At 64.8% G+C, this 20,828-nt stretch carries 18 protein-coding genes; 9 read left to right on the forward strand and 9 right to left on the reverse strand.

Annotation, left to right across the window (positions count from 1 at the left end; translation table 11 throughout):
• Positions 1-71: 71 nt before the first annotated feature.
• The 3 genes from V3572_RS15770 to V3572_RS15780 all read right to left on the reverse strand — a co-directional run bounded on the left by V3572_RS15770 (position 72) and on the right by V3572_RS15780 (position 7,006).
• Positions 72-845, reverse strand: coding sequence for a sulfite exporter TauE/SafE family protein (locus tag V3572_RS15770; protein WP_332111977.1), 774 nt, complete (start codon positions 843-845; stop codon positions 72-74).
• A gap of 165 nt (positions 846-1,010) precedes the next feature.
• Positions 1,011-5,381, reverse strand: coding sequence for a hybrid sensor histidine kinase/response regulator (locus tag V3572_RS15775; protein ID WP_332111978.1), 4,371 nt, complete (start codon positions 5,379-5,381; stop codon positions 1,011-1,013).
• A gap of 335 nt (positions 5,382-5,716) precedes the next feature.
• Complete coding sequence (locus V3572_RS15780) at positions 5,717-7,006, reverse strand: class II fructose-bisphosphate aldolase (protein WP_332111979.1); 1,290 nt, start codon at positions 7,004-7,006, stop codon at positions 5,717-5,719.
• Between the two features lie 294 nt (positions 7,007-7,300).
• Here V3572_RS15780 and V3572_RS15785 point away from each other — a divergent pair, with 294 nt between their 5' ends.
• Both V3572_RS15785 and V3572_RS15790 read left to right on the forward strand, forming a co-directional pair.
• Positions 7,301-8,209 (forward strand): DMT family transporter, encoded by a 909-nt coding sequence (locus V3572_RS15785; RefSeq protein ID WP_332111980.1) that lies wholly within the window; start codon positions 7,301-7,303, stop codon positions 8,207-8,209.
• Between the two features lie 233 nt (positions 8,210-8,442).
• A complete protein-coding gene (locus V3572_RS15790; RefSeq protein ID WP_332111981.1) occupies positions 8,443-8,871 on the forward strand; it encodes a flagellar protein FlaG in 429 nt (142 codons plus the stop codon).
• Positions 8,872-8,954: 83 nt separating this feature from the next.
• Here V3572_RS15790 and V3572_RS15795 read toward each other — a convergent pair whose 3' ends face one another.
• From V3572_RS15795 to V3572_RS15810, 4 genes are all read right to left on the reverse strand, one after another.
• Complete coding sequence (locus V3572_RS15795) at positions 8,955-9,350, reverse strand: type II toxin-antitoxin system VapC family toxin (RefSeq protein WP_332111983.1); 396 nt, start codon at positions 9,348-9,350, stop codon at positions 8,955-8,957.
• Positions 9,347-9,574, reverse strand: coding sequence for a type II toxin-antitoxin system Phd/YefM family antitoxin (locus V3572_RS15800; protein ID WP_332111984.1), 228 nt, complete (start codon positions 9,572-9,574; stop codon positions 9,347-9,349). Before V3572_RS15800 ends, V3572_RS15795 begins: the two co-directional genes overlap by 4 nt.
• 133 nt (positions 9,575-9,707) lie before the next feature.
• Entirely contained in the window at positions 9,708-11,111 is a 1,404-nt protein-coding gene (gene gltX / locus V3572_RS15805; RefSeq protein ID WP_332111985.1) for a glutamate--tRNA ligase, read from the reverse strand.
• A gap of 54 nt (positions 11,112-11,165) precedes the next feature.
• A complete protein-coding gene (locus tag V3572_RS15810) occupies positions 11,166-11,387 on the reverse strand; it encodes a NifU family protein (protein WP_332111986.1) in 222 nt (73 codons plus the stop codon).
• Positions 11,388-11,798: 411 nt separating this feature from the next.
• Between V3572_RS15810 and V3572_RS15815 the strand changes: the two genes are divergently transcribed.
• The 5 genes from V3572_RS15815 to V3572_RS15835 all read left to right on the forward strand — a co-directional run bounded on the left by V3572_RS15815 (position 11,799) and on the right by V3572_RS15835 (position 17,696).
• Positions 11,799-12,242: a Spy/CpxP family protein refolding chaperone gene (locus V3572_RS15815; RefSeq protein WP_332111987.1), complete on the forward strand. Its 444-nt coding sequence runs from the start codon at positions 11,799-11,801 to the stop codon at positions 12,240-12,242.
• 166 nt (positions 12,243-12,408) lie between these two features.
• Positions 12,409-13,815 (forward strand): DUF4405 domain-containing protein, encoded by a 1,407-nt coding sequence (locus V3572_RS15820; protein ID WP_332111988.1) that lies wholly within the window; start codon positions 12,409-12,411, stop codon positions 13,813-13,815.
• A gap of 31 nt (positions 13,816-13,846) precedes the next feature.
• Positions 13,847-15,757, forward strand: coding sequence for a two-component system sensor histidine kinase NtrB (locus tag V3572_RS15825; protein ID WP_332111989.1), 1,911 nt, complete (start codon positions 13,847-13,849; stop codon positions 15,755-15,757).
• The gene (locus V3572_RS15830; protein ID WP_332111990.1) at positions 15,750-17,159 is read left to right on the forward strand and encodes a sigma-54-dependent transcriptional regulator; all 1,410 of its coding nucleotides are present in this window, start codon (positions 15,750-15,752) and stop codon (positions 17,157-17,159) included. Before V3572_RS15825 ends, V3572_RS15830 begins: the two co-directional genes overlap by 8 nt.
• Before the next feature lie 66 nt (positions 17,160-17,225).
• Complete coding sequence (locus V3572_RS15835; protein ID WP_332111991.1) at positions 17,226-17,696, forward strand: HAD family hydrolase; 471 nt, start codon at positions 17,226-17,228, stop codon at positions 17,694-17,696.
• 298 nt (positions 17,697-17,994) lie between these two features.
• Here the strand turns inward: V3572_RS15835 and V3572_RS15840 are convergent, their stop codons facing one another.
• Both V3572_RS15840 and V3572_RS15845 read right to left on the reverse strand, forming a co-directional pair.
• Positions 17,995-18,852, reverse strand: coding sequence for a PHP domain-containing protein (locus V3572_RS15840; RefSeq protein ID WP_332111992.1), 858 nt, complete (start codon positions 18,850-18,852; stop codon positions 17,995-17,997).
• 199 nt (positions 18,853-19,051) lie between these two features.
• The gene (locus tag V3572_RS15845) at positions 19,052-19,450 is read right to left on the reverse strand and encodes a hypothetical protein (RefSeq protein WP_332111993.1); all 399 of its coding nucleotides are present in this window, start codon (positions 19,448-19,450) and stop codon (positions 19,052-19,054) included.
• A gap of 498 nt (positions 19,451-19,948) precedes the next feature.
• Between V3572_RS15845 and V3572_RS15850 the strand changes: the two genes are divergently transcribed.
• On the forward strand, positions 19,949-20,176 hold the full coding sequence (locus V3572_RS15850; RefSeq protein ID WP_332111994.1) for a Trm112 family protein: 228 nt from the start codon (positions 19,949-19,951) through the stop codon (positions 20,174-20,176).
• An 83-nt stretch (positions 20,177-20,259) separates the two neighbouring features.
• Positions 20,260-20,673, forward strand: a complete 414-nt coding sequence (locus tag V3572_RS15855; protein WP_332111995.1) for an Hsp20/alpha crystallin family protein — start codon at positions 20,260-20,262, stop codon at positions 20,671-20,673.
• Positions 20,674-20,828: the final 155 nt, after the last annotated feature.

Below are 20,828 nucleotides of genomic sequence, written 5' to 3' on the forward strand. Positions count from 1 at the left end.
CGAAACGGAAGCTTTCCAAGTATTCCTAGCAGGAAGCGCGCGCGCCTGTCGAGGCCGGGACGGGCATGGGGTCAGATCAGCCCGACGGCCATGGCCCCGCCCAGGCCGAGCAGCATGGACCCCACCACCAGGCGCACCAGGCCGATGGTCATTTTGGGCACGAGCCTCTTGCCCGCGTAGGCCCCGGCAAAGACCGACAGGGTGGCCCAGAAAAGGAGCCAGACTTTACCGCCGAGCATCTCCCGGGTGAAGAAATCGGCATAAACCCCGAGCCGCGTGGCGTCCACCAGACAGGCCGCCACCACCCCCGTGGCGATGAAGGCCTCCTTGGACAGCCCGGCCCGGAGCAAAAAGACGCTGCGAAAGGCCCCTTGATGCCCGGAAAGCCCCCCAAAAAACCCGCTTATGGCCCCGCCCAGGGGGAGATAGCGGGGCGGCAGGCCCACCCGCGACAGGGCGGGAAGCAGTTCAAGCAGGGCGAAGCCCATGATCAAAAGTCCCAGGAAAAGTTTGACGGGGGTGATGGTTACAACCGTTCCGAAGAGATCATGGACGTCAAGGGCCTGTTGCTCCGACAGCCAGACCAAAAGACGCGCCCCGACAAAGCTTGCGGCCAGGGCCGGAAGCCCGAAGCGCAGCACGACCCCGAGGTCGGCCTTGCGCCCGAAAAGGGCCAGCTTGAAGAGGTTGTTCGCGAAATGCACCACGGCGGTCAGGGCCACGGCCGCCTCCACGGGAAAAAAGACGGCCATGACCGGGGTGAGGATGGTGCCCAGGCCGAATCCAGAGAACAGGGTCAGGCCCGAGGCCAAAAGGGCGGCCAGGCAGACGACGGCGGTTTCCATGGGAAATCCTGAATTGAGGATGCACGGGATGCCCCCTCATACCGAATTGCGATCCGACCGGTCATGACGATACCGTGAACGGGCGCGAAAAAGGGGCTCCAGGGCCATGGGGCGGGTCTGCCCGAGGGCCTTTGGCCGCAGTTTTTCCTGTTGCAAAACGCCTTTTTACCGCAGCCGGATGTCGAGGTTGTCCAGGCAGACCGCCAGTTCGGTCAAGAGTTCCTGCAAAAGCGGCCTGTCGCCGTCCTGGGCGGCCTGCTCGATGTCCCGGCCCAGGATCTCAACGGCGGAGACCCCCATGGTGGCCGCCGAGCCCTTGAGGCTGTGGCCGCCCCGGCGCACCGCCTCAAGATCGCCCCGGGCCAGGGCGTCCCGCATGTCGACGAGCCCCTGGGCGGAGGTCCGAAGAAACACGGGCACGATGGTCCGCAGGCGCTCCCTGACGTAGACCACCCGCTTTCCGGGCGTATCGGGTTTCCTTGCCGTATCGGGCGAGCCGGGTGAGCCGGGCAAGCCGGACGAGGTGGACTCCTCTTTGCCGGACGCGACCGGGGACGTCCCTAGAGACGCCCATGGAGACGCCCCCCCCTTCGGGCCGGTCGCCTGGTGGCCATCGGCCTGTCTGGCGCGACGGCCAACCCATGGGGACGCATCGCCATCCGGGCCGGTCGCCGACGCCGCATCGGCCGTCAGCTGCTGCCCGGTCGGCCTCAGGCCGAAACCCCGCCCGGGGAGGTAGGCGTCGAGCACCTGAAGGAGCCGGGCCTTGCCTACGGGTTTGGTCACGAAATCCGTGCATCCGGCCTCCAGGCATTGCCGCCTGTGCTCCTGAAAGGCGTGGGCGGTCAGGGCGATGACGGGCGCGGCGGCGCGCCCGGATTGGCGCTCCATGTTCCGGATGGCCCGGGTGGCCGCAAGCCCGTCCATGCCGGGCATCTCCACATCCATGAACACCAGGTCGAAAACCCGGTCGCGCACAAGCTCCACGGCCTGCAGGCCGTTTTCCGCCACAAAGATCTCCACGGGCTGATCCGCCAAAAAGAGCCTGACCACGTTGCGGTTGGCCTCGTTGTCCTCGGCCAGGAGGATGGTGGACGGCTTTCCGGAAAATCGCAGCCGGAAGGCCGGGGGGTCCACGGACAGCGCCTCACCGGCCGGAAAACCCGTCTCCGGCGCAACCGTCCGGGAGGTGTCGGGAACGCTCCCGGTGCGCGCCACGTCCAGCATGGCCGTAAAGCTGAAGACGCTGCCCTGGCCCTCCTCGGAGGTCACGGTGATGGCGCCGCCCATGAGGTCCACCAGCCTGCGGCAGATGGCCAGTCCGAGCCCCGTGCCGCCGTACTGGCGGGAGGTGGACACGTCGGCCTGGGTGAAATGCTCGAAGATGTCCCCCAGCACTTTTTGCGGAATGCCGATGCCCGTGTCCGTGATGGTGAACCGGGCCAGAAAGCCTTCCCCCGGACCCGGACCGCCGCTTCTGGCCGTGGCGGCGTTGCGTTCCACGCGAAGGCGCACCTCGCCGCTGACCGTGAATTTCAGCGCGTTGCCCAAAAGGTTCATGAGCACCTGGCGCAGCCTGGCCGGATCGCCGACGACAAAGTCCGGCACGTCTTCCGCTATCGTCCAGGTGAAGCCGAGCCCCTTTCCCGTGGCCCGGAAGGCCGCCAGGTCCGCCACCCGGCGCAATTCCTCGTTCAAGGAAAAAACCACATGCTCAAGTTCGATCCGACCGGCCTCGATCTTGGAGAAGTCCAGGATGTCGTTGATGATGGCCAGCAAAAGCTCGCCTGCCGACTGGAAAGAGCTCACATAGCGGCGCTGCCGGTCGCTTAAGCCCGATTCCGACAACAGGTCGGCCATGCCCATGATGATGTTGATGGGGGTGCGTATCTCGTGGCTCATGCGGGCCAGAAACTCGGACTTGGCCATGGCCGCCTGTTCGGCGGAGAACTTGGCGTCGCGCAGGCGTTCCTCGGCCGTCTTGCGCTCCTCGATCTCCCGGCGCAGGGCCAGGGTGCGTTCATCCACCATGGCCGCCAGCTCCAGACGCTTGCGCTCCACCCGCGACAACCGCAGCCGGTAAAAAAGCCATATCCCGCCAAGCACGGCCGCCAGGGCGGGCAGGCGGAACCAATACGTCTTCCAATACGGCGGCAGCACCCGGACGAGCAGGGATGTCCCTGTGTCGTTCCAGATGCCGTCGTCGTTGGAGGCCCGCATGTGCAGCACGTACTCGCCGGGGTCGAGGTTGGTATAGGTGGCGAAACGCCGGGTCGAGGGCTTGCTGAAGGCGCGGTCGAACCCATCGAGCTTGTGCGAATACTGGTTTTTGCTCGGATCGGCGAAGTCCAGGGCCGCATAGGTCACGGTAAACCCTCGGTCCAGGGGGGAAAGCTCGATCTCCCGGACGAAATCCACAGCCTCCCCGACATAGGGATGGTCGGTGATGGCGATGGCGGTGACCACCACGGGCGGGATGTGGGGATTTTTCTCCACCTCGCCGGGAATGAATCCGTTGAGGCCCTTGACCCCGCCGAAAAACATCTCCCCGGAATAGGGGTCGCGGTAGGCCGCGTTCATCCAGAACTCCACGCCCTGGAGTCCGTCTTTGGAGGTGTAGTTGCGAAACTCCAGCGCCGAAGGGTCGAAACGGCTCAGGCCCTTGAAGGTGCTCATCCACAACACCCCGGACTCGTCGCGCAGGATGGCCTGGATGCCGTCGTTCATCAGCCCGTCGGCCTTGGTGAAACGGGTGAACGTTTCGGTTTTCGGGTCGAAGTGGTTTAAGCCGTTGTCCGTGCCCACCCACAGCATGCCGCCCGGCATTTCCACAATGGGTGTGACCCGGTCGTTGGACAGGCTGTGCGGGTCGGAGGGGACGTTGTCCCAATGCCGGAAGGTCTGGCTGACCCGGTCGAAGCGGTTTAAGCCCTTGTTGGTGCCGATCCACAGGGCGCCGTCCGCAGCCTCGGTGATGTGCCGCACCCGGTCGTGGCTGATGCTATGGGGGTCGCCGGGATCGTGCTGGTAGCGGCGGCATTTCCCCGTGGCCGGGTCCATGCGGTTTAAGCCCCCCTTGCTGGTCCCGATCCACAGGATCCCGTCGCGGGACTCGGCCACGAACCAGATTTTGTCCTGGGAAAGGCTTTCAGGATCATCCGGATCGTGGCGGTACTTCTTCCAGGTTCCGCTAGCCTCGTCGTACAGGTTCAGGCCGTTGTCGGCGGTTCCGGCCCATATCCTGCCAAAGCGGTCCCGAAGGAGGCTCGTGATCTCGTCCTGGGAGAGGCTGCCGGGGTCGTTTGGATCATGGCGGAAGACCTGCCGCTTGCCCGCCCTGCGGTCCATGACCGTGATGCCGCCGTCCCGGGTTCCCACCCAGAGGCGTCCCCGGGTGTCCATGGTCACGGCGCTGACCTCGGCCCCGGAGAGTCCCCGGGGGTCGTCGGTTTTTTTCCGATACAGGTCGAAGGCCCGGGTCTTGGGGGAAAGCTTGCTTAAGCCCGCCGTAAAGCTGCCGAACCACAGGATGCCCGAGGCGTCCTCCGCGATGCCCCGGATGTCGTTGCCGCAGATGCTCATGGGGTCCATGGGATCGTGCGTGTACATGACGAACGGGCCGTCGGGCTTTGCCCGGTGGGCCAGCCCGGCGTCCGTGCCCACCCACAGCCCGCCCCGGGAATCGACGAAGGTTGAGGACACGGCCCGCCCCGGAAGATGTCCGGCCGCGTTGCCGCTTTGCAGATCGATTTCGTAGAGCCCCTGCCATTCCGTGCCGACAAAAAGCGTGTCGCCGCCCTGCAGGTACAGGCTGGCGACGACCGGCGGGCCGACCCGCGCCGTCCCCCCGGTCCCGGTGTCCGACTGGCGGGTGTCCAGGGGCATGGGGGAAAAGGTCTTGGCCGCAGTGTCGAACCGGAACAACCCGGCGTTGGTGCCGACGAAGAGCATGCCGCCGGGGCCCGCCGCCAGGGACAGGATCTCGTCGGCGGGCAGGCTTTGGTCCGGCGCCGTCGCCTGGCGGTAGGTCGTAAATTGCTTTCCGGCCGTATCAAAGGCGGCCAGTCCCCCGAAGGTTCCCACCCACAACAGCCCCGAGGCGTCCCGGCACAGGGCCCGCACCTCGTCGTGGGGCAGGCTGAAGGGGTTGCCCGGGTCATGGCGGTAGTGCTGGAACCGGCCCCGCCTGGCGTCGAAAAAGTTCAAGCCGCCGCTTTTGGTCCCCACCCACAGGGAACCGTCGTGGTCCGGCAACACGGCCCGGATATTGGCGTCGGAGATGGCGTCGGGGTTGCCGGGGTCGGCGTGGTGGACCCGGTATTCGTAGCCGTCGTGGCGCACCAGGCCGTCGTAGGTGCCGATCCACAAAAAGCCCCGGGTGTCGACCGTGATATTGAGCACCGAGGACTGGGGAAGCCCGTCCTCCACCGTGACATGGTGAAACCTGGGCTGGGCCGCTGCCGGGGACGGATTCGCCATGTCCGCCAGGATCAGGACCAGGGCCAGGGCGAACACCGAAAAAAGGGCCGCAGCCACGGCGGACGTCCCCTTGACGACGCAGGGCCTCCGGCGGCGTCGCGCCGAAACCCATCCGGCCCTTCGCCGGTCAGTGTGGCCTCGCCTGCCTGCCCCTGGACGCACAACACCTCCGACCTTGCCGACTCCGCTTCCCCGCCCGGCCTCCTCCCCGTACTCGATGCTTACCGGCCAAAGCTTCAAAGCGCAACGAATTGTCGATTATTTCCACTTATAAACCGATACGCTCCGCCCCCAGAGTACGTCCCCGACGCCAGGCGATGGCCTGCGCCGAAAGATGCTGCGGCCGGGGGAGGCGTCGTGCACCCCCGGCAGTTTTTTCGCCACAGCCGGGATCAGTCGTCGAAGTCCCCTTCCAGGCCCTTGTCCGAGGACAGGGTTTTGGCCCGGGCGGCGGCCTTCTCCGGGGTCCACGCGGCCGGATCCTCAAGGCGGGCGGCCTTGGGGCCGAGGGCGTAGGTTCCGGCCTTGGCCAGAAGGGCCCGGCCCAGGGCGCCGGTGCCCGAGGCGTTGAAGACGTCGGCCAGAAGGCCGTACACGAAGTCCTCCACGGCCTGGACCATGCGTTCGCGGATCTCGGCGGCCTGTCCGAGGATCTTGTTCTCGAAAACGATGTTGAGCTTTTTGTAGTTGCCGCCCTTTATGCCGTGGGCGTCGGCATAGGCCTTCATCTCGGCCCACAACTCCTCGGAGACGCCCTGACCGGGCACCTTCACCAGGTCGCCGGAGGCGTCCAGGATGGCGTTGCCGTAGTCGTTGACCTTGACCCCCCAGGAAATCATCTGCAGGGCGGTGGCCACGTTGGCCTTGGTGGTGGCGGTCTTGGCCGCGATCTCGCGCAGGCGCTCGGAGGAGTTGCCCGAGGTGCCGTGCTGGGCCCCGGACAGGCCGTACTTGGCCAGGGCGGCGTGGATGCTGGCGGTCAACTCCACCTGGATGCCCGAGGCGCTCTCCTCGATGCCGTGGGTGGTGCCGTTGTTGAGGGCGATCCAGTCGGGGTGGATGCCGTGGGCGTTTAAGCCCGCGATGAGGAACAGGGCCTCGGCCGGGGTGGACAGGCCGGAGGCGCCTTTGATCTCGCCCACCTCCGTCTCGTATCCGGCCCAGGCCGGGACGAGGGGGGACAGGGCGATGTTGGCCGCCAGGTTCTCGGCGTCGGGCAGATGGGAGGCGTCGATGGCGATGGAGGTGACGCCCGCGTCGAACAGGGAGGGAATCTCCACCCGGGCCGGGCCCAGATCCTTTTCGGCCTTGATGCCGTAGTGGTCGGCATGGATGGCCACGGGCACGGTCACGCCCAGCTCGTTCATGACCGCGTCGGCCTGACGGGCCAGGTTCCACAGGCTCACGGGGCAGTAGGCGTTGGCCCCGCCCTCGGACCGGGCGATCTCCAGGATCACGGCCGCATCGGCGCGTTTGGCGGCCCGCAGCACGCCGCGCAGGGTGATGTGGCTTCTGCAGTTGGCGGCGATGGTCATGGCCTTGCCTTTTTCCCGCATGGCCCGGTCGATGACCTTGCCGCTGACGAGAAGGGCCTTGGAATGGGGAAAAAGCTTCACGACATTGGGCGGACGGCCAACGGCCAGGGCCTTCTCGAAATCGGGGGGGCAGGCTTTGTCGGACATGGGATTCTCCTTGGCGTCGTGTGTTGCATCCGGGGGGGGTGCGCCGTGAGATGCGCCGCCCCTCCGGCAAGGACGGGCAGTGTCGCATCGGGTCGCGTCCCGGGTCATTTTTGCACCTCGGAGGATAAGTTATATTCGAAAGTCCGTCTATGTACCGCCTCGGGGCCCCGGGGCCGGTTTCTCCCGGCCCGGGATGCATCCCCGGAAACCGACCGGAAATCCTTTTGCCTGCGCATCGGATTCCTGGTAGGCAACCGTGCTTCGCGTCAACCGTCTGTTTCAGGGAGAGATGTCATGGCCGCCGGATATGCGTATGTGCTGTGCGCCGCCGTTTTGTGGGGGCTCATCGGCCCGGCCTCCAAGCTGGCCTTCGAGGCGGGCATGGCCCCTCTTGAGGTGGCCTTTTGGCGCACGGCGCTGGCCTGGGCGCTTTTCGGAACCCATGCCCTGATCTCCAAAGATCTGCGCCTTAACAAAAAGGACATCCTGCCGGTGGCGGCCTTCGGGATCTGCGGCATCGCCGGGCTCTTTGGCTCCTACGTCTATGCCGTGAAGCTCGGCGGCGCGGCCATGGCCTCGGTCCTTTTGTATACGGCCCCGGCCTGGGTGGCCCTCATGTCGTTTCTTCTGCTCAAGGAGCGCATGGGCCCGTTCAAGATCGCGGCCGTGGCGGCCACCATCCTGGGCGTGGCCGGCATCAGCCTGGGGCCCCGGCTGGCCGGAGACGTGGCGGGCAGCGTGCCGGTGACCGTCGCCTCGGTGCTGGTGGGGCTTTTGGCCGGGTTCACCTACGCCCTGTATTTCATCTTCGGCAAGCTGTACCTGTCGCGCTACAAAACCCCCACGATCTTTTTCTACGCCCTGCCCATCGGGGCCCTGGCCCTTCTGCCCTTTTTCGACCTGCGCCTGCCCAGCCTTTCCGGGCTTGCGGCCTGCGCCTTCTTGGCCCTGTGCTCCACCTACGGGGCCTATTCCGTCTACTATGCCGGACTTCGCCACCTGGAGGCCACCCGGGCGGCGGTGGTGGCCACCATCGAACCGGTGGTGGCGGCGGGCCTGGCCTGGATCATGTTCGGCGAGGTGTTCACGCCCGTGGGCTACGGCGGCAGCGCCCTGATCCTTTTGGGCGTGCTCCTGGCCATCTGGGAGGGCGGACGGCAGGCCGTGCGCGTGCCCAAGTCGTTTCTGCCCAAAAAAACCTGACCCGAAAGCAAAGGGGCATCCCCTTTCCCGGGTCCGCGTCCTTCACCTCGACGAAAAAAACCCGACCGCACGGGGCATCCCTTTGCCGCAACAGCGAAAAACCGCTCCACGCCTTGCGATCCGGCCTTCGACCCCCGCCATGCGGGTAAAGAACGATCCCGGCGAAGCCGATAAGACAGGCAAAAGGAGTCGCATCTTGCACCAGCGTACAGGCGACGGCCAAAGGATCGGCCATGATGGACACCATCATCTCTGCACATCTGTCGAGCGGCGTCCGGGACGGGGACGGCGCCTCTGCGCAAACGGCCCGGGGCGACCCGGCCACGACCCGGTTTTGGAATGATTCCACGGTGGCGGGGCTGACCGCCCGGAACCAGGAAGCATACCGCGCCGGATCAATCGCCGACCAGTCCTCGAACGCCCTCGGCCCGGCTGAAGCGGAACGCATCGCCAGCGCCCTGCGCGACGTCAAAAACCGCATCCGCACCGACGCCACCTCCCTACACCTGCGCGTGGACGGCGACTCCGGCTCGGTCCAGGCCGAGATCGTCGATTCGGCCACGGACAAGGTGATCCGCAAGATCCCGTCCGACGAGCTGCTGCGCCTGGCGGCGGCCATCAAAAAGGGAAGCGTGGCCTCCATCTACGACGGCACGGCGTAAGGGAGGCGAGGACGGGGCAACACGGCCCGGGAGAGGTACGCGGCCTGCCCTGCGGCAGGTGCGGTTCATTTACCTTTACGTTGTCAATCCATCCAAAACAAGTCTATGCCATACGAGGGCAAGCAGGCGTCCCGACTGACCAAGGCCGCAGAAAGCGTCATGGCCTGGATTACGAGCAACCGGTCAAACGGATCCCTGTGATGCAACGGTAATACAGCGGACGCGATCATCTCGTCCGCTGATGGATCGATCAGAATTGTCTTAGATAGATCGAGAAAACGATCCTTCCATATAGCAACGTCGGCGATTTCCACTCTCCCCTTGCGGGCCAACAACGCCAATTCCCAAAAAGACACCGACGAGACGTACACCCCCCCGCTCCCGGCCAGTTCATCCAATACGGCTCGAAAACTGGCGGACATGTTTTCGCCGGTTGCCCAGAACACCATGGCATGGGTGTCGAGAAGACAACGTTTCAAGCCAGATCGCCCCATTCGTCGGGCATGGGGGCAAACGCTTCGTCAGCCGGAACCAGGAGTTTCGGCCCTGGAGGCATCTTCGTCCGCCAGTCGGAGCGCTGCTCTGGGAGAATACGCGCCACCACCTTGCCGCCTTTGGTGACGGTCACAGTCTCGCCCCCATCCACCTTATCCAGCAGGGCAAAAAGGTTTTTCCGGAGATTGGTCGCCGTGGTTTGGATCATAGCCGCCTCAAATGTACATTTGTTTAATATTTTATGTACACATCCATCTCCGCCCGTCAAGAAAAAAAAGCCCGGGAATCGCTCCCCGGGCCGTCGTCTGTCCTTGGTCGCCGGGCGCCCCGGCGAAATCCGCTTACAACGCCAGCGCCCGCTCCATGCGGGCCAGCACCCGCTCCCTGCCAAGCACGTCCATGGTCTCGAAGAGCCCCGGGCTGGCCGTGGTTCCGGTGATGGCCACCCGGATGGGCTGGGCCAGAAGCTTGAACTTCACCCCGGTGGCGTCCAGGTAGCCCTGCACCGCCGTCTCAAGCGACGGCTGGTCGAAGGGCGAAACGGTCTTGAAAAGCTCCCACAGGGCCGCTAGATGCCCCTTGGCCTCGGACGTGAAAAACTTCTCCACGGCCTTTTGGTCGTGGGCCAGCTCCCCATCCGCAATCACGAAGAACACGGCCTTTTCGGCCATCTCCACCATGGTCTGGGCCCGGGGCTTCAAAAGGGGCACGATCCGCGCCAGATAGGCCGCATCCGCCCCGGGATGGCCCAGGCGTCCCAGAAAATCCCCGAGCATGGCCGCCAGCGCCGCGTCCGGGGTTTCCTTGATGTAGTGGGCGTTGAGCCACAAAAGCTTGTCACGGTCAAAAACCGCCGCCGAGGAGCCCAGGTTGTCCGTGGAGAAGGCCCGCACAAGCTCCTCGCGGGAAAAGATCTCCTGGTCCCCGTGGGACCAGCCCAGGCGCACCAACCCATTGAGCATGGCCTCGGGCAAAAATCCCTCGCGCTCGTATTCCATGACCGAGGTGGCCCCGTGCCGCTTGGACAGCTTTTTCTTGTCCGGCCCAAGGATCATGGGCACATGCCCGAAGACCGGAAGCGGCAGCCCCAGGGCCTGATAGATGAGGATCTGGCGCGGGGTGTTGTTTAAGTGGTCGTCGCCCCGGATGATGTGCGTCACGCCCATGCACGAGTCGTCCACCACCACGGCCATGTTATAGGTCGGCGAACCGTCCGTGCGCCGAAGCACCATGTCGTCGAGTTCGGCGTTGTCGAAGGCCACGTCGCCCTTGACCAGGTCGCGCACCACGGTCGAGCCCGAAAGCGGGGCCTTTAAGCGCACCACCATGTCCGGCCCGCCCGGGGCGGGGGCCAGGCCCTTTTCGCGGCAGCGGCCGGAATACTTGGGCTTGGCGCCCCTGGCCCGGGCCTGTGCGCGCATGGCTTCCACCTCGTCCGGGGTGCATGAGCAATAATAGGCGTGGCCGGAGGCCAAAAGCTTGTCGATATACTGATTGTAGAGGTCGAAACGCCGACTCTGGTAGACGATCTCCCCGTCGTGGGAAAGGCCCAGCCAAGCCATGGAATCCAGGATGCCCCGGGTGTTTTCCTCGGTGGAACGGGCCTGGTCCGTGTCCTCGATGCGCAAAAAAAACGAGCCGCCCGTGGCCCGGGCCAAAAGCCAGTTGAAAATGGCCGTTCGGGCCCCGCCGATATGCAGATGGCCGGTGGGGCTGGGTGCGAATCTGGTGACGATGGTGGTCATGGGGATCAGGCGCCTTCTATAAATGTTATGATGCCGGGCGACGCAGGCGCCGTCCTAAACCGCCTCGACGCCCTTGACCCCGGGAACGAGCTTCATGACCACTCGCTCGATGCCGCTTTTGAGCGTCATCTGGGACATGGGGCAGCCGTGGCAGGCCCCGGTAAGCTTCACCTGGACAATGCCCTGGGGGGTGACGTCCACCAGTTCCACATCGCCGCCGTCGGCCTGAAGCGTGGGCCGCACCTTGTCAAGCGCCGCCTGGACCTTCTCGCGCATGTCGTGCTCCTCTAGGTAATGATGCCGTCCAACCCGTTCTGACGGCTGTTTTGCGGGCAGGTAATGCCTTTGCCGGACCTTGTCAAACCGCGTCCCCCCGGGCGTTCCCCCGAGCCTATCCCCTCCCGACGGGTCGCCAGCCGTTTCAATCTCCACGCGCATTTCGCTGGTCGGGCCGCCCCCGTCCGGACAAGTCGCGGGCCGGAGGCCTGACCGGGAACCTGGCGGCCGCCATCTTGTGCAATTGCAGCCGCCCTGCCGCTTGTTGTGCAACATTTTGCAGAAGAGCATCCGAAAACTGCACAATATCTTGCACAAGCCGCAAAATAAAAATGTAACATACTAAAAATACGCTGTTTATTCGTTGGCACGGATGCTGCTAAACCCAGTCAAACGCAAAGGAGTGCGACCATGCGGATAAATATGAAAACCTTGTTTCTGATCGCGGCCGTCATGTTTTGCGTCGCCAATCTGGCCCAGGCCCAGCCTGGCGGACCGGACGGTCCCGGCGGGCCTGGCGGTCACGATGGTCCCCCGCCGTTCATGATGCCCGGCGTTTCCCCCGAGAAATGCCAGGTCATCGACCGGATCATGGACGAGACCGAAACAAAGCTTTTCCCTCTGATCCAGGAGTTCAAGGTTCTCAAGGCCAAGCTTGAGGCCCTGGTGGTGGACGTCAAGTCGGACGAAGCGGCCATCGCTGCCCAGATCGAGGAAATCTCCAAGGTGCGCACGGCCCTGGAGAAGGTCAAGGTTGAGGCCAGACGCAAGGTCATCAAGGAAACCGGCGTCATCCTGCCCCCTGGCGGTCCCGGCGGACACAGCCACATGGGCCCTCCGGGATTCCCCGGATAAACGTTGATCACCCTCCCTCCATGGTGCGGGGTTTCGGGATGCCCTCCCCGGAACCCCGCCACATAAGCCAGGGCCCGGCAAATTGTGACCGAACGAAACTCCTGCTATGCTCCCCGGACACGCGCGGCGTAAGCCCTGTCCACGTCGCCATCATCCGGAGAACCCCATGCTTCGAAAAATCGTGACCCTGACCCTGGTCCTGACCTTTTTCTGCCTCTTTTTGACCAGCGTTTTCCTGTATCTTTCCCCCCATGCACGGGTGGCCGCCTGGGCCGACTGGACCATTTTCGGACTTACCCGGGATCGCCTGATCGACGTGCATGTGACCATGGGCTTTTTCCTCCTGCTTCTGGCGGCGCTGCACCTTGTCCTGGACTGGCGCTCCATCCTGGAAAGCCTGCGCAGCCAGGACGGGGAGATCGAGGCCCTGAACCGGCCGCTTCTGGCCGCCTTGGCCCTGACGCTTTTCGTCTTTGCCGGAACCCTCCTGGGGCTGCCGCCCATGGCCCAGATTCTCGGCACGTCCACCGCCATCAAGGACAGCCTGTCCGAGACCTACGGCGAACCCCCGTACGGCCACGCCGAACTGACCCCGCTGGACGAATTCTGCCGCCGCTTCGGCATCGATCTGGAACGGGCCAAGGCCGCCCTGGCCCAAAAAAACATCCGCCTGGCCTCGACGGAACAGACGCTCAAAGACATCGCCAAGGACAACGGACTGGCCCCCGGCGGGGTCTACGAGGCCCTCAAACACGCCTGGGAGGCCTCGCGGACGGTCACCGTGCCCTCCACCAGCGCCCCGGCCCAGATCCAGCCGCCGCGCATGCAGACCTCGGTGGTGCTGCCTTCGGACCCGCCCCCGGGCCTGGGCAAGCGCCGCCTGTCGGATATCTGCGAGGAATACGGCCTGGATCTGGCCCGCATGACCGACAAGCTCAAAGCCGGAGGCATCGACGCCCCGGCCTCCATGACGCTCAAAGAAATCGCGGACAAAAACGGGCTGTTGCCCATTGACGTGTACGAGTCCCTGCGCTCGGACACCCCCATCAAGCGTCCGACTCAGGCCCAGGCCCAAAAACCGGCCCCGGCCCAGACACAGCCTCCGACGCAGGCGCAGGCGCCGGCGCCGGTCCAGACGCCCCCCCAGGCCCCGCAACCCCTGGCCCCGGTTCAGACCCAAAATCCGCTCCAGATCCCGGCCCCCGCGTTCGTCCCTGGCCAGACCCCAGCCCAGATCCCGGGCCAGATTCCGGGCCAGATTCCCGGGCAGCCCCTCCCCCAGACCGCGAACCAGTACCCGGCCCAGACCGGCATATTGCCCCAGGAAACCTGGCAGCCCGGCCTGGAACGGCCCGCCTCGCCCGCCCAAAGCGGCCTGGTGGTGCCCCCGCCGGACCTGGACAAGACCATGCTGTCCACCTTTTGCCGCGAGTTCGACCTGCCCCTGACCCTGGCTGTGGACCGGCTGGGCGCCAAGGGCATCACGGCCTTCGGCGACATGACCTTCCAGGAATTGGCCCTTGAAAACAATGTGACCCCGGACGAGGTCATGCGCATCATCCTGACCCCATGAACAACCAACACGCGGCCAGGACCGCTTCCCCATGGACATAGGCATCTCTCGGGAAAGCCGCCCCCTGCTCCCGGCGGCCCTGGCCCTGGTCCTTTTGGGCGCCAGCCTGGTGTATCTCACCTGGCGCAACCTGGAGAGCCAGCGGGCGCTCATCGACAACCACGTCAGGCTCTCGGCCAAGGGCACCCTGCGCGGCATCCAGACCAGCCTGACCAGGGCGATCATGCGCGCCCGCCCGGACAGCCCCGACGCCGCCAGGGCCCTGGTCGAAGACTATTTCAAGGAGATGACCTCCATCCATGAGGTGGCGCTTCTGGCTCTGTACGACGAGACCGGGCGCAACATCGCGTTCTCTTCGCCCCGGGGAGTCCCGGCGTTCGACCTGCCCCCCGACCTCGTGGAGCGCCTGGAAACCGACGGGGAGTGGTTTGTCACCCAGATCTATGCCGATCAGAAGTTGTTGCTCTACTTCACCCAGGCCCGCCCGGAACTGGAACCCGACTCGCGCGGCCCGCTTTTCCCCCTGCCGCCTCCTTTCCTGCCGGGAATGCCGCCTTTTCCGGGTCCGCCCCCCATGCCGGGTTCTTCGCTTTTTCCGGCCAAGCCGATGCTGCCCGACCTGCCGTCCTTCCAGACGCCGTCCATGCCTCCGCCTCCCCCGTTCTCCAGCTTCCCGGGCCATTTCGCCCCGCGCCCCAAACCCTACATCCTGCTCGGCCTCAATCTCGAAGACTACGAAGGGCCCTATCTCGACGTGCGCCGGGCAGCCATCCTCCAGGCCGGATATGTCCTGGCCGTGGCCGCCTTTTCCCTGGTCCTGGTGGTGGCCGCCACCCGCCGCCGGGAACAGGGCAGACGCCTGACCCAACTGGAGTCCTTCCATTCCCGGCTGCTCGACAACATGCCCGACGGGCTGGTCACCCTCGACGCCGCAGACCGGATCACGGCCTTCAACCCGGCGGCCCAGGATTTGCTGTCCCGGCTGACGGGGCGTTCTCCGGCCGAGATCATGGGCGGGGCTTGGACCGAGATCGTGGAGGCGGCGACGCCCGGGCAGCCGCCGCTTTCCACCGACCCCGTCGACGACGCCTGGAGGCTTTTCGAACACGGCGGCTTGAGCCTGGAGTTGCGGGGGGTGCCCGTGGGGCCCGCCCCGGAGACCGGCCAACAACGCGCCTCGGAAAAGCTCATCCTGCTGCGCGACCGCACCCGCATCCGCCGTCTGGAGCGCGATCTGGCCGAGGCCACGAAACTGGCCGCCATCGGGCGTCTGGCCGCAGGCGTGGCCCATGAGATTCGAAATCCCCTAAGCTCCCTGCGCGGATTCGCCCAATTCTTCGCCTCCAAGCTCAAGGGCCGCGAACCCGAAGAGACCTATGCCCTGACCATGGTCCATGAGGCCGACAGGCTCGACCGCGTGGTGGCCGACCTGCTCTTTTTGTCCAGGCCCCGCCAGCTTTCCCCCGAACCCGTGGATCTCAAGACGTTCGCCAGGGATCTGGCCCAGATCCTGCGGTTCGACATCGAGCATAAACACGCCGCCATTTCCACCGACTTCCCCGTCGCAACCATCATGGCCGACCCCGACGCCCTCAAACAGGCCCTCATCAACCTCATCCTCAACAGCCTGGCCGCCCTGCCGGAAACAGGCGGAACCATCATGCTGGAAAGCGCCGCCCCCTCGCCCGGCCGGGTCACCCTGGCCGTCGCCGACAACGGTTGCGGCATCGAACCAGGCGATCTGCAAAAGGTGCTCGAACCCTTCCATACGACCAAAAAACACGGCTCGGGCCTGGGCCTGGCCATTGTCCATAAAATCATGCGCGATCACGACGGTTCCCTGTCCATTTCCTCCGCACCCGGCCAGGGAACGCGCGTGGAACTGACCTTCCCGGATGACGCAGAGCCCGGCGCGCAGAACCTGGAGCACACGAATGCTTGACGCAACGGCGCAGAAACGAGTTTTGGTGGTGGACGACGAACCGGGACATCGGCTCATGGTCCGGGCGGTCCTGTCCGATGCCGGATGGTTGGTGGACGAGGCGGCCAGCGCCGAGTTGGCCTTGGAACGGCTGCGCCGCGCCAAGGCCGGGTCGGAGCCCGACGTAGTGCTCCTGGACATGCGCCTGCCCGGCATGGACGGCATGGAGGCCCTGGAGTGCATCACCCGCCTGGACACGTCCGGAGAACCGGTCCCGGTGGTGCTGCTGACGGCCTATGGCAGCGTGGGATCGGCCGTGTCGGCCATGAAGCGCGGGGCCTTCGACTATCTGACCAAGCCCGCAGACAACGACGAACTCACGGCGGTCATGGACAAGGCCCGGGACTACTCCCGCCTCCTGCGTGAAAACAAGGCCCTGCGGAAACGCATGGGATCGGGCGCGGCCCGGCTGATCGGCGAAAGCCCGTCCATGCGCTCGCTCAAGGAACTGATCGCCCAGGTGGGACCGAGCGAGGCCACGGTGCTCATCCTTGGCGATTCGGGGACCGGCAAGGAACTGGCGGCCGAGGCCCTGCACGAGGCCAGCCCCCGGGCGGCCAAGCCCCTGGTCCGGGTCAATTGCGCGGCGTTGCCGGGGGAGCTGTTGGAAAGCGAGCTGTTCGGGCACGTCAAAGGGGCCTTCACCGGGGCGCTTCGCGACAAGCCGGGCCGGTTCGTCCTGGCCGACGGGGGGACGCTTTTTCTGGACGAGATCGGCGAAATGCCGCCGGGTCTCCAGGCCAAGCTGTTACGCGTCCTCCAGGACGGCATTGTGGAGCCCGTGGGCGGGGTGTCGCCCATCCAGGTGGACACCCGCATCATCACCGCCACCAACCGGGATCTGGCGGCCGAGGCCAAAAGCGGCCGATTCCGCGAGGATCTCTATTATCGCTTAAACGTCCTGGAGATGCGCATGCCTCCCCTGCGCGAACGCCTGGACGATCTGCCGCTTTTGGTGGGGCATCTTTTACGCAAGCTGGGGGAGAAAAACCGCAAGGTGGTGCGCGGGGTGTCCCCGGCCTTTCTGGAACGGCTTTCGATGTACGGCTGGCCGGGCAACGTGCGCGAGCTGGAAAACGTGCTGGAGCGGGCGCTGATTTTGAGCCGGTCGGATACCCTTGGCCCGGAAATGCTGCCGCCGCACTTTCCCGGCGGTCCTGGCGCGGCCGAGCCGGGACGCGGGATCGTGCCGCCGCCGATCCTCAACGACGGTCCCATGGATTTCGATGGCGCGGAAAAGGCGGCCATCGAGCGGGCCCTGGGGGCCACGGGCGGCCACCGCGAACGCACGGCGGACCTGTTGGGCATCAGCCGCCGCACCCTGCAATACAAATTGCGCAAGTACGGGCTGGCCAGACGCTAGCCTTGGGCCGACGCGACAACGTAACAACGCAACGCCGGCCGCAGCATGGCCAGGCAGGGAGAAACGATGTTCACGGCGACGATTCCGGGCACGGGGGACGTGTCGCTTACCCATCTTGTCCTGGATTACAACGGCACATTGGCCAAAGACGGGGCGCTTCTACCCGGGGTGGCCGAACGCCTGGCGGCCCTGGCCGTCAGCCTGACCGTACATGTGATCACGGCCGACACCTTCGGCACGGTGCGCGCGGCCCTGGCCGGGCTTCCGGTCACGGTCACGGTGCTGCCCCCTGGCCCCGAGGATGCGGCCAAGCTGGCCTTTGTCCAGTCCTTGGGGCTCTCGGCCACGGCCTGCGTCGGCAACGGCCGCAACGACCGGCTCATGCTGCGGGCCTGCGCCGTGGGCCTGGCGATCCTCGGCCCGGAAGGGGCCTGCCTGGACGCGGTGCTGGCCGCCGACGCCGTGTTCGCCGACATCCGCGACGCCCTGGACGTGTTCGCCCACCCCGCCCGGCTGGTCGCGACCCTGCGCACCTAGTACGGCGTTCACAAATAACATTTCTGTTTTTTGTAATGAAAAAGAACAATTTCAATGTTTTACTGCTTGGCGACCCATCACGAAAATGACCGAACGCAACACGAGGGCGTCCCGCCCCGGCCGCCCCGAGCCCTGCGACGGCTTCCGAAACGCACACGCCGCATCACGAAAAAACTGCCCCCTTGGGTTTGCCGGGTTTCTTTCGATTCGCCGCGTTCGTAGGCGCCGCTGGAGGCCTGTCCCGGCCGTCTGAACGGCTGGTGATTTCGGGGGACGGGCGGGCGTCGCACCCGATGCGTCAGGGCCGCCGCAACAGGATTTCGCGCCGGGCGGCGAGCGCCGAAAGCACGCTCTCCGGCACGAACAGCCGCCCCCGGCCCCGGCCCAGGGACACCCCGGGCTTGGCCGCGCCATGGAAATCCGAGCCGCCGGAGACGCCCATGTCCAATTTCGCGGCCAGGGCCAGATATTCCCGGGTCTGGGACTCGCTGTGTTCGCTGTAGTAGGCCTCGATGGCCGCCACGCCCTGTTCCCGGTATCCGGCCGCAAGACGTTCCATGGACCGGCCCTTCTCATGCAGCAGATACGGATGGGCCAGGACCGGAAGCGCGCCCTCGGCCATAAGCAGGGACACGGCCCTGGCCAGGAACATCTTGGACTTGGGCACGTAGGCCCGGCCGCCAGCCCCGAGATAGCGTTCGAAGGCCTCCTTGATGGTCTTGACCCGGCCGGAATTTTGGAGCGCGGCGGCGATGTGGGGGCGTCCCACGGACCCGTCGGCCAGGGCCAGCACCTCTTCATAGTCCAGGCGGATGTCCAGGGCGGCGAGCTTCTCCAGGATCAGACGGTTGCGGTCGTGACGCTTTTCGCGGGCCCGGGCCAGCACACCGCCCAGTTCGCCCGGCGATTCCGGCACGAAAAGCCCCACCAGGTGCAGGGCGCGCCGCCCGTCGAAGACCGACAACTCCACCCCCCCGACGACCGTGACCCCGAACTCGCGCCCGGCGGCCATGGCCTCGGGCAGTCCGGCCACGGTGTCGTGGTCGGTTATGGCTATGGCGGAGAGCCCGGCCTCGGCGGCCAAGCGTATGAGTTCGCGCGGGGTGGCCGTGCCGTCCGAGGCCGTGGTGTGGGTGTGCAGATCGATGCCGGGCATCAAAGGATGCTAGCCCGTGGCCGGGGGTTTGTGAAGCGGAAGAACGGGGACACGCCTCTTCCCCGCATCAAGGGGCTTGTCTTATGCTTTTCGCCGTTGCCAACTCTGTCGCGCGACAGATATATTTCAGAACGGGGTCATGGCGAGCCTGGGAAACCCTTCTATCAAAACGCCCGCCATGCCCCCAGGAAACGCCACTCTAGAATGATTGGCAAATATTTATGATTTTGTTTATGATGCTTCTGGCGCAGCGTCCTTCACTCCCATTCCTCTTCACGCCGCTGACCATCAGCTTTCCAAAGGCATATAAGTATTCTGCCGTCACCTCCCCGGGCGCGTTATAATCCTTGGAATTCGTCTCAGCTCCCATTTCATACCATTTTTCTCTCACCCGACAATTGAAAGAGAATTTAATGATCCCTCGGCTCGAATCCCCAGCACTTTCCTGTTCAACGACATCAATCCCACCGTAGATTGTGAGGTAGTCGCGGGTATGCCCCGACTCAAAGATCCTGCCTCTGCTACCCTCGCGTCCCTCATCATTGTCAGCGACTGTAAATGCCAGAAGTTGTTTGATCTTCTCCGTAATGGCGCTCATCGTTGCCTCCTTTTTGCGAGTTTTCTCGAAATGTCGGACAACCTAAGCCACACTTTGCGAAATTTTATTATTTATACAATTCTTGTCAATCTTTTTATATAAAATAATTTATGTAAAATGCAAGAATTTTCACGTTCATAGAGCAAATATATGAATAAGACTACAATTCTGTATATAATCCATGAATTGAAAAATACATCCCGGGCGCCTTCCTTAAAACCACCCCGACTCAGACAATCTGGGCGGAAGATGAACGGGACTTGTCGAGTGGCGCAACTCAAACCAAATCCTTCGAGATTTTCATCTATCAATTCAGGGCGCTGGCAATGGAAAACACCTCTATGCACCCGAGGACAGACCTGCGACAAAAATAATCTATCCCTCTGCATAATCATTAATTTTTCGATGGTATCGCCACTTTGCGCGCCCCTCCCCCCGCCCTTGTCCCCCGGCCGGGAAACGACTATAAGACGAAAAAAATCACAGAAGGAGCGTCGCGTGGCCCTTTCCCCGGAACTTCTCAGCATCCTGGCCTGTCCCAAGTGCAAGGGCGACCTCACCCCCTGCCTGGCCGCCCCGGACGCCATCGAAGGATTGGCCTGTCCGGCCTGCGCCATGGTCTATCCCGTGCGCGAGGACATCCCGATCATGCTCCTCGAAGAGGCCGTCCCGGACGACGCCTGGAAGGCCGGAAAGCGTTCGGCCAAAGACGCCCGCGACGCGTAACCTGCGACACTCCGGCTCTCCGGAAAATAACGGCGATACCTATGGGCAAGCTCAATTGGACCCCCTGGATGGGGATTGAAGACATGGCGACAAAGCGAGATCAGGCCGAGGAACGCGCCCGCCGCACGGCCGCGACGCCGGGCTGCGATCCCGGCGTCGAATCCGGTTTTCTCTGGTCGCCGACGGCCGACGTGATGGAGACCCCGGAGGCCTTCGTGATCATCGTCGAGGCCCCGGGCGTGGCCCGCGAGGACATGACCGTGGAGCTGCGCGGCCGTTCCCTGTGGATTCGCGGCGAACGCCGCGCGCCCCGCGACGGCGCGACCGGCCTGTACCGCATGCTGGAACGCTCCCACGGTCCCTTCGCCAGACGCTTCGCCCTGCCGCCGGGCATCGTCCGGGACGCGGCGACGGCGATCCTGGCCGACGGCATCCTGGAGATCACCGTGCCCAAGAAAGGTCCGGAAAAAATCCGGCGGCGCATCCCCATCTCCTGATCCCACGGCCTGCGCCGCCCGAACCGGGACGTGGCCGAAGGCTGTCCCGGCCGTGGGGAACCCGCCGTTTTCGGGCTTGTCACCTCCCCTGCGGTGGTTACTCTCACTGAATCCTTTCCTATCGGCGCGCCGGGCGCGGGACGCCGCATGGGCGT

The organism is Desulfolutivibrio sp., assembly GCF_036584575.1.
GTDB lineage: Bacteria > Desulfobacterota > Desulfovibrionia > Desulfovibrionales > Desulfovibrionaceae > Desulfolutivibrio.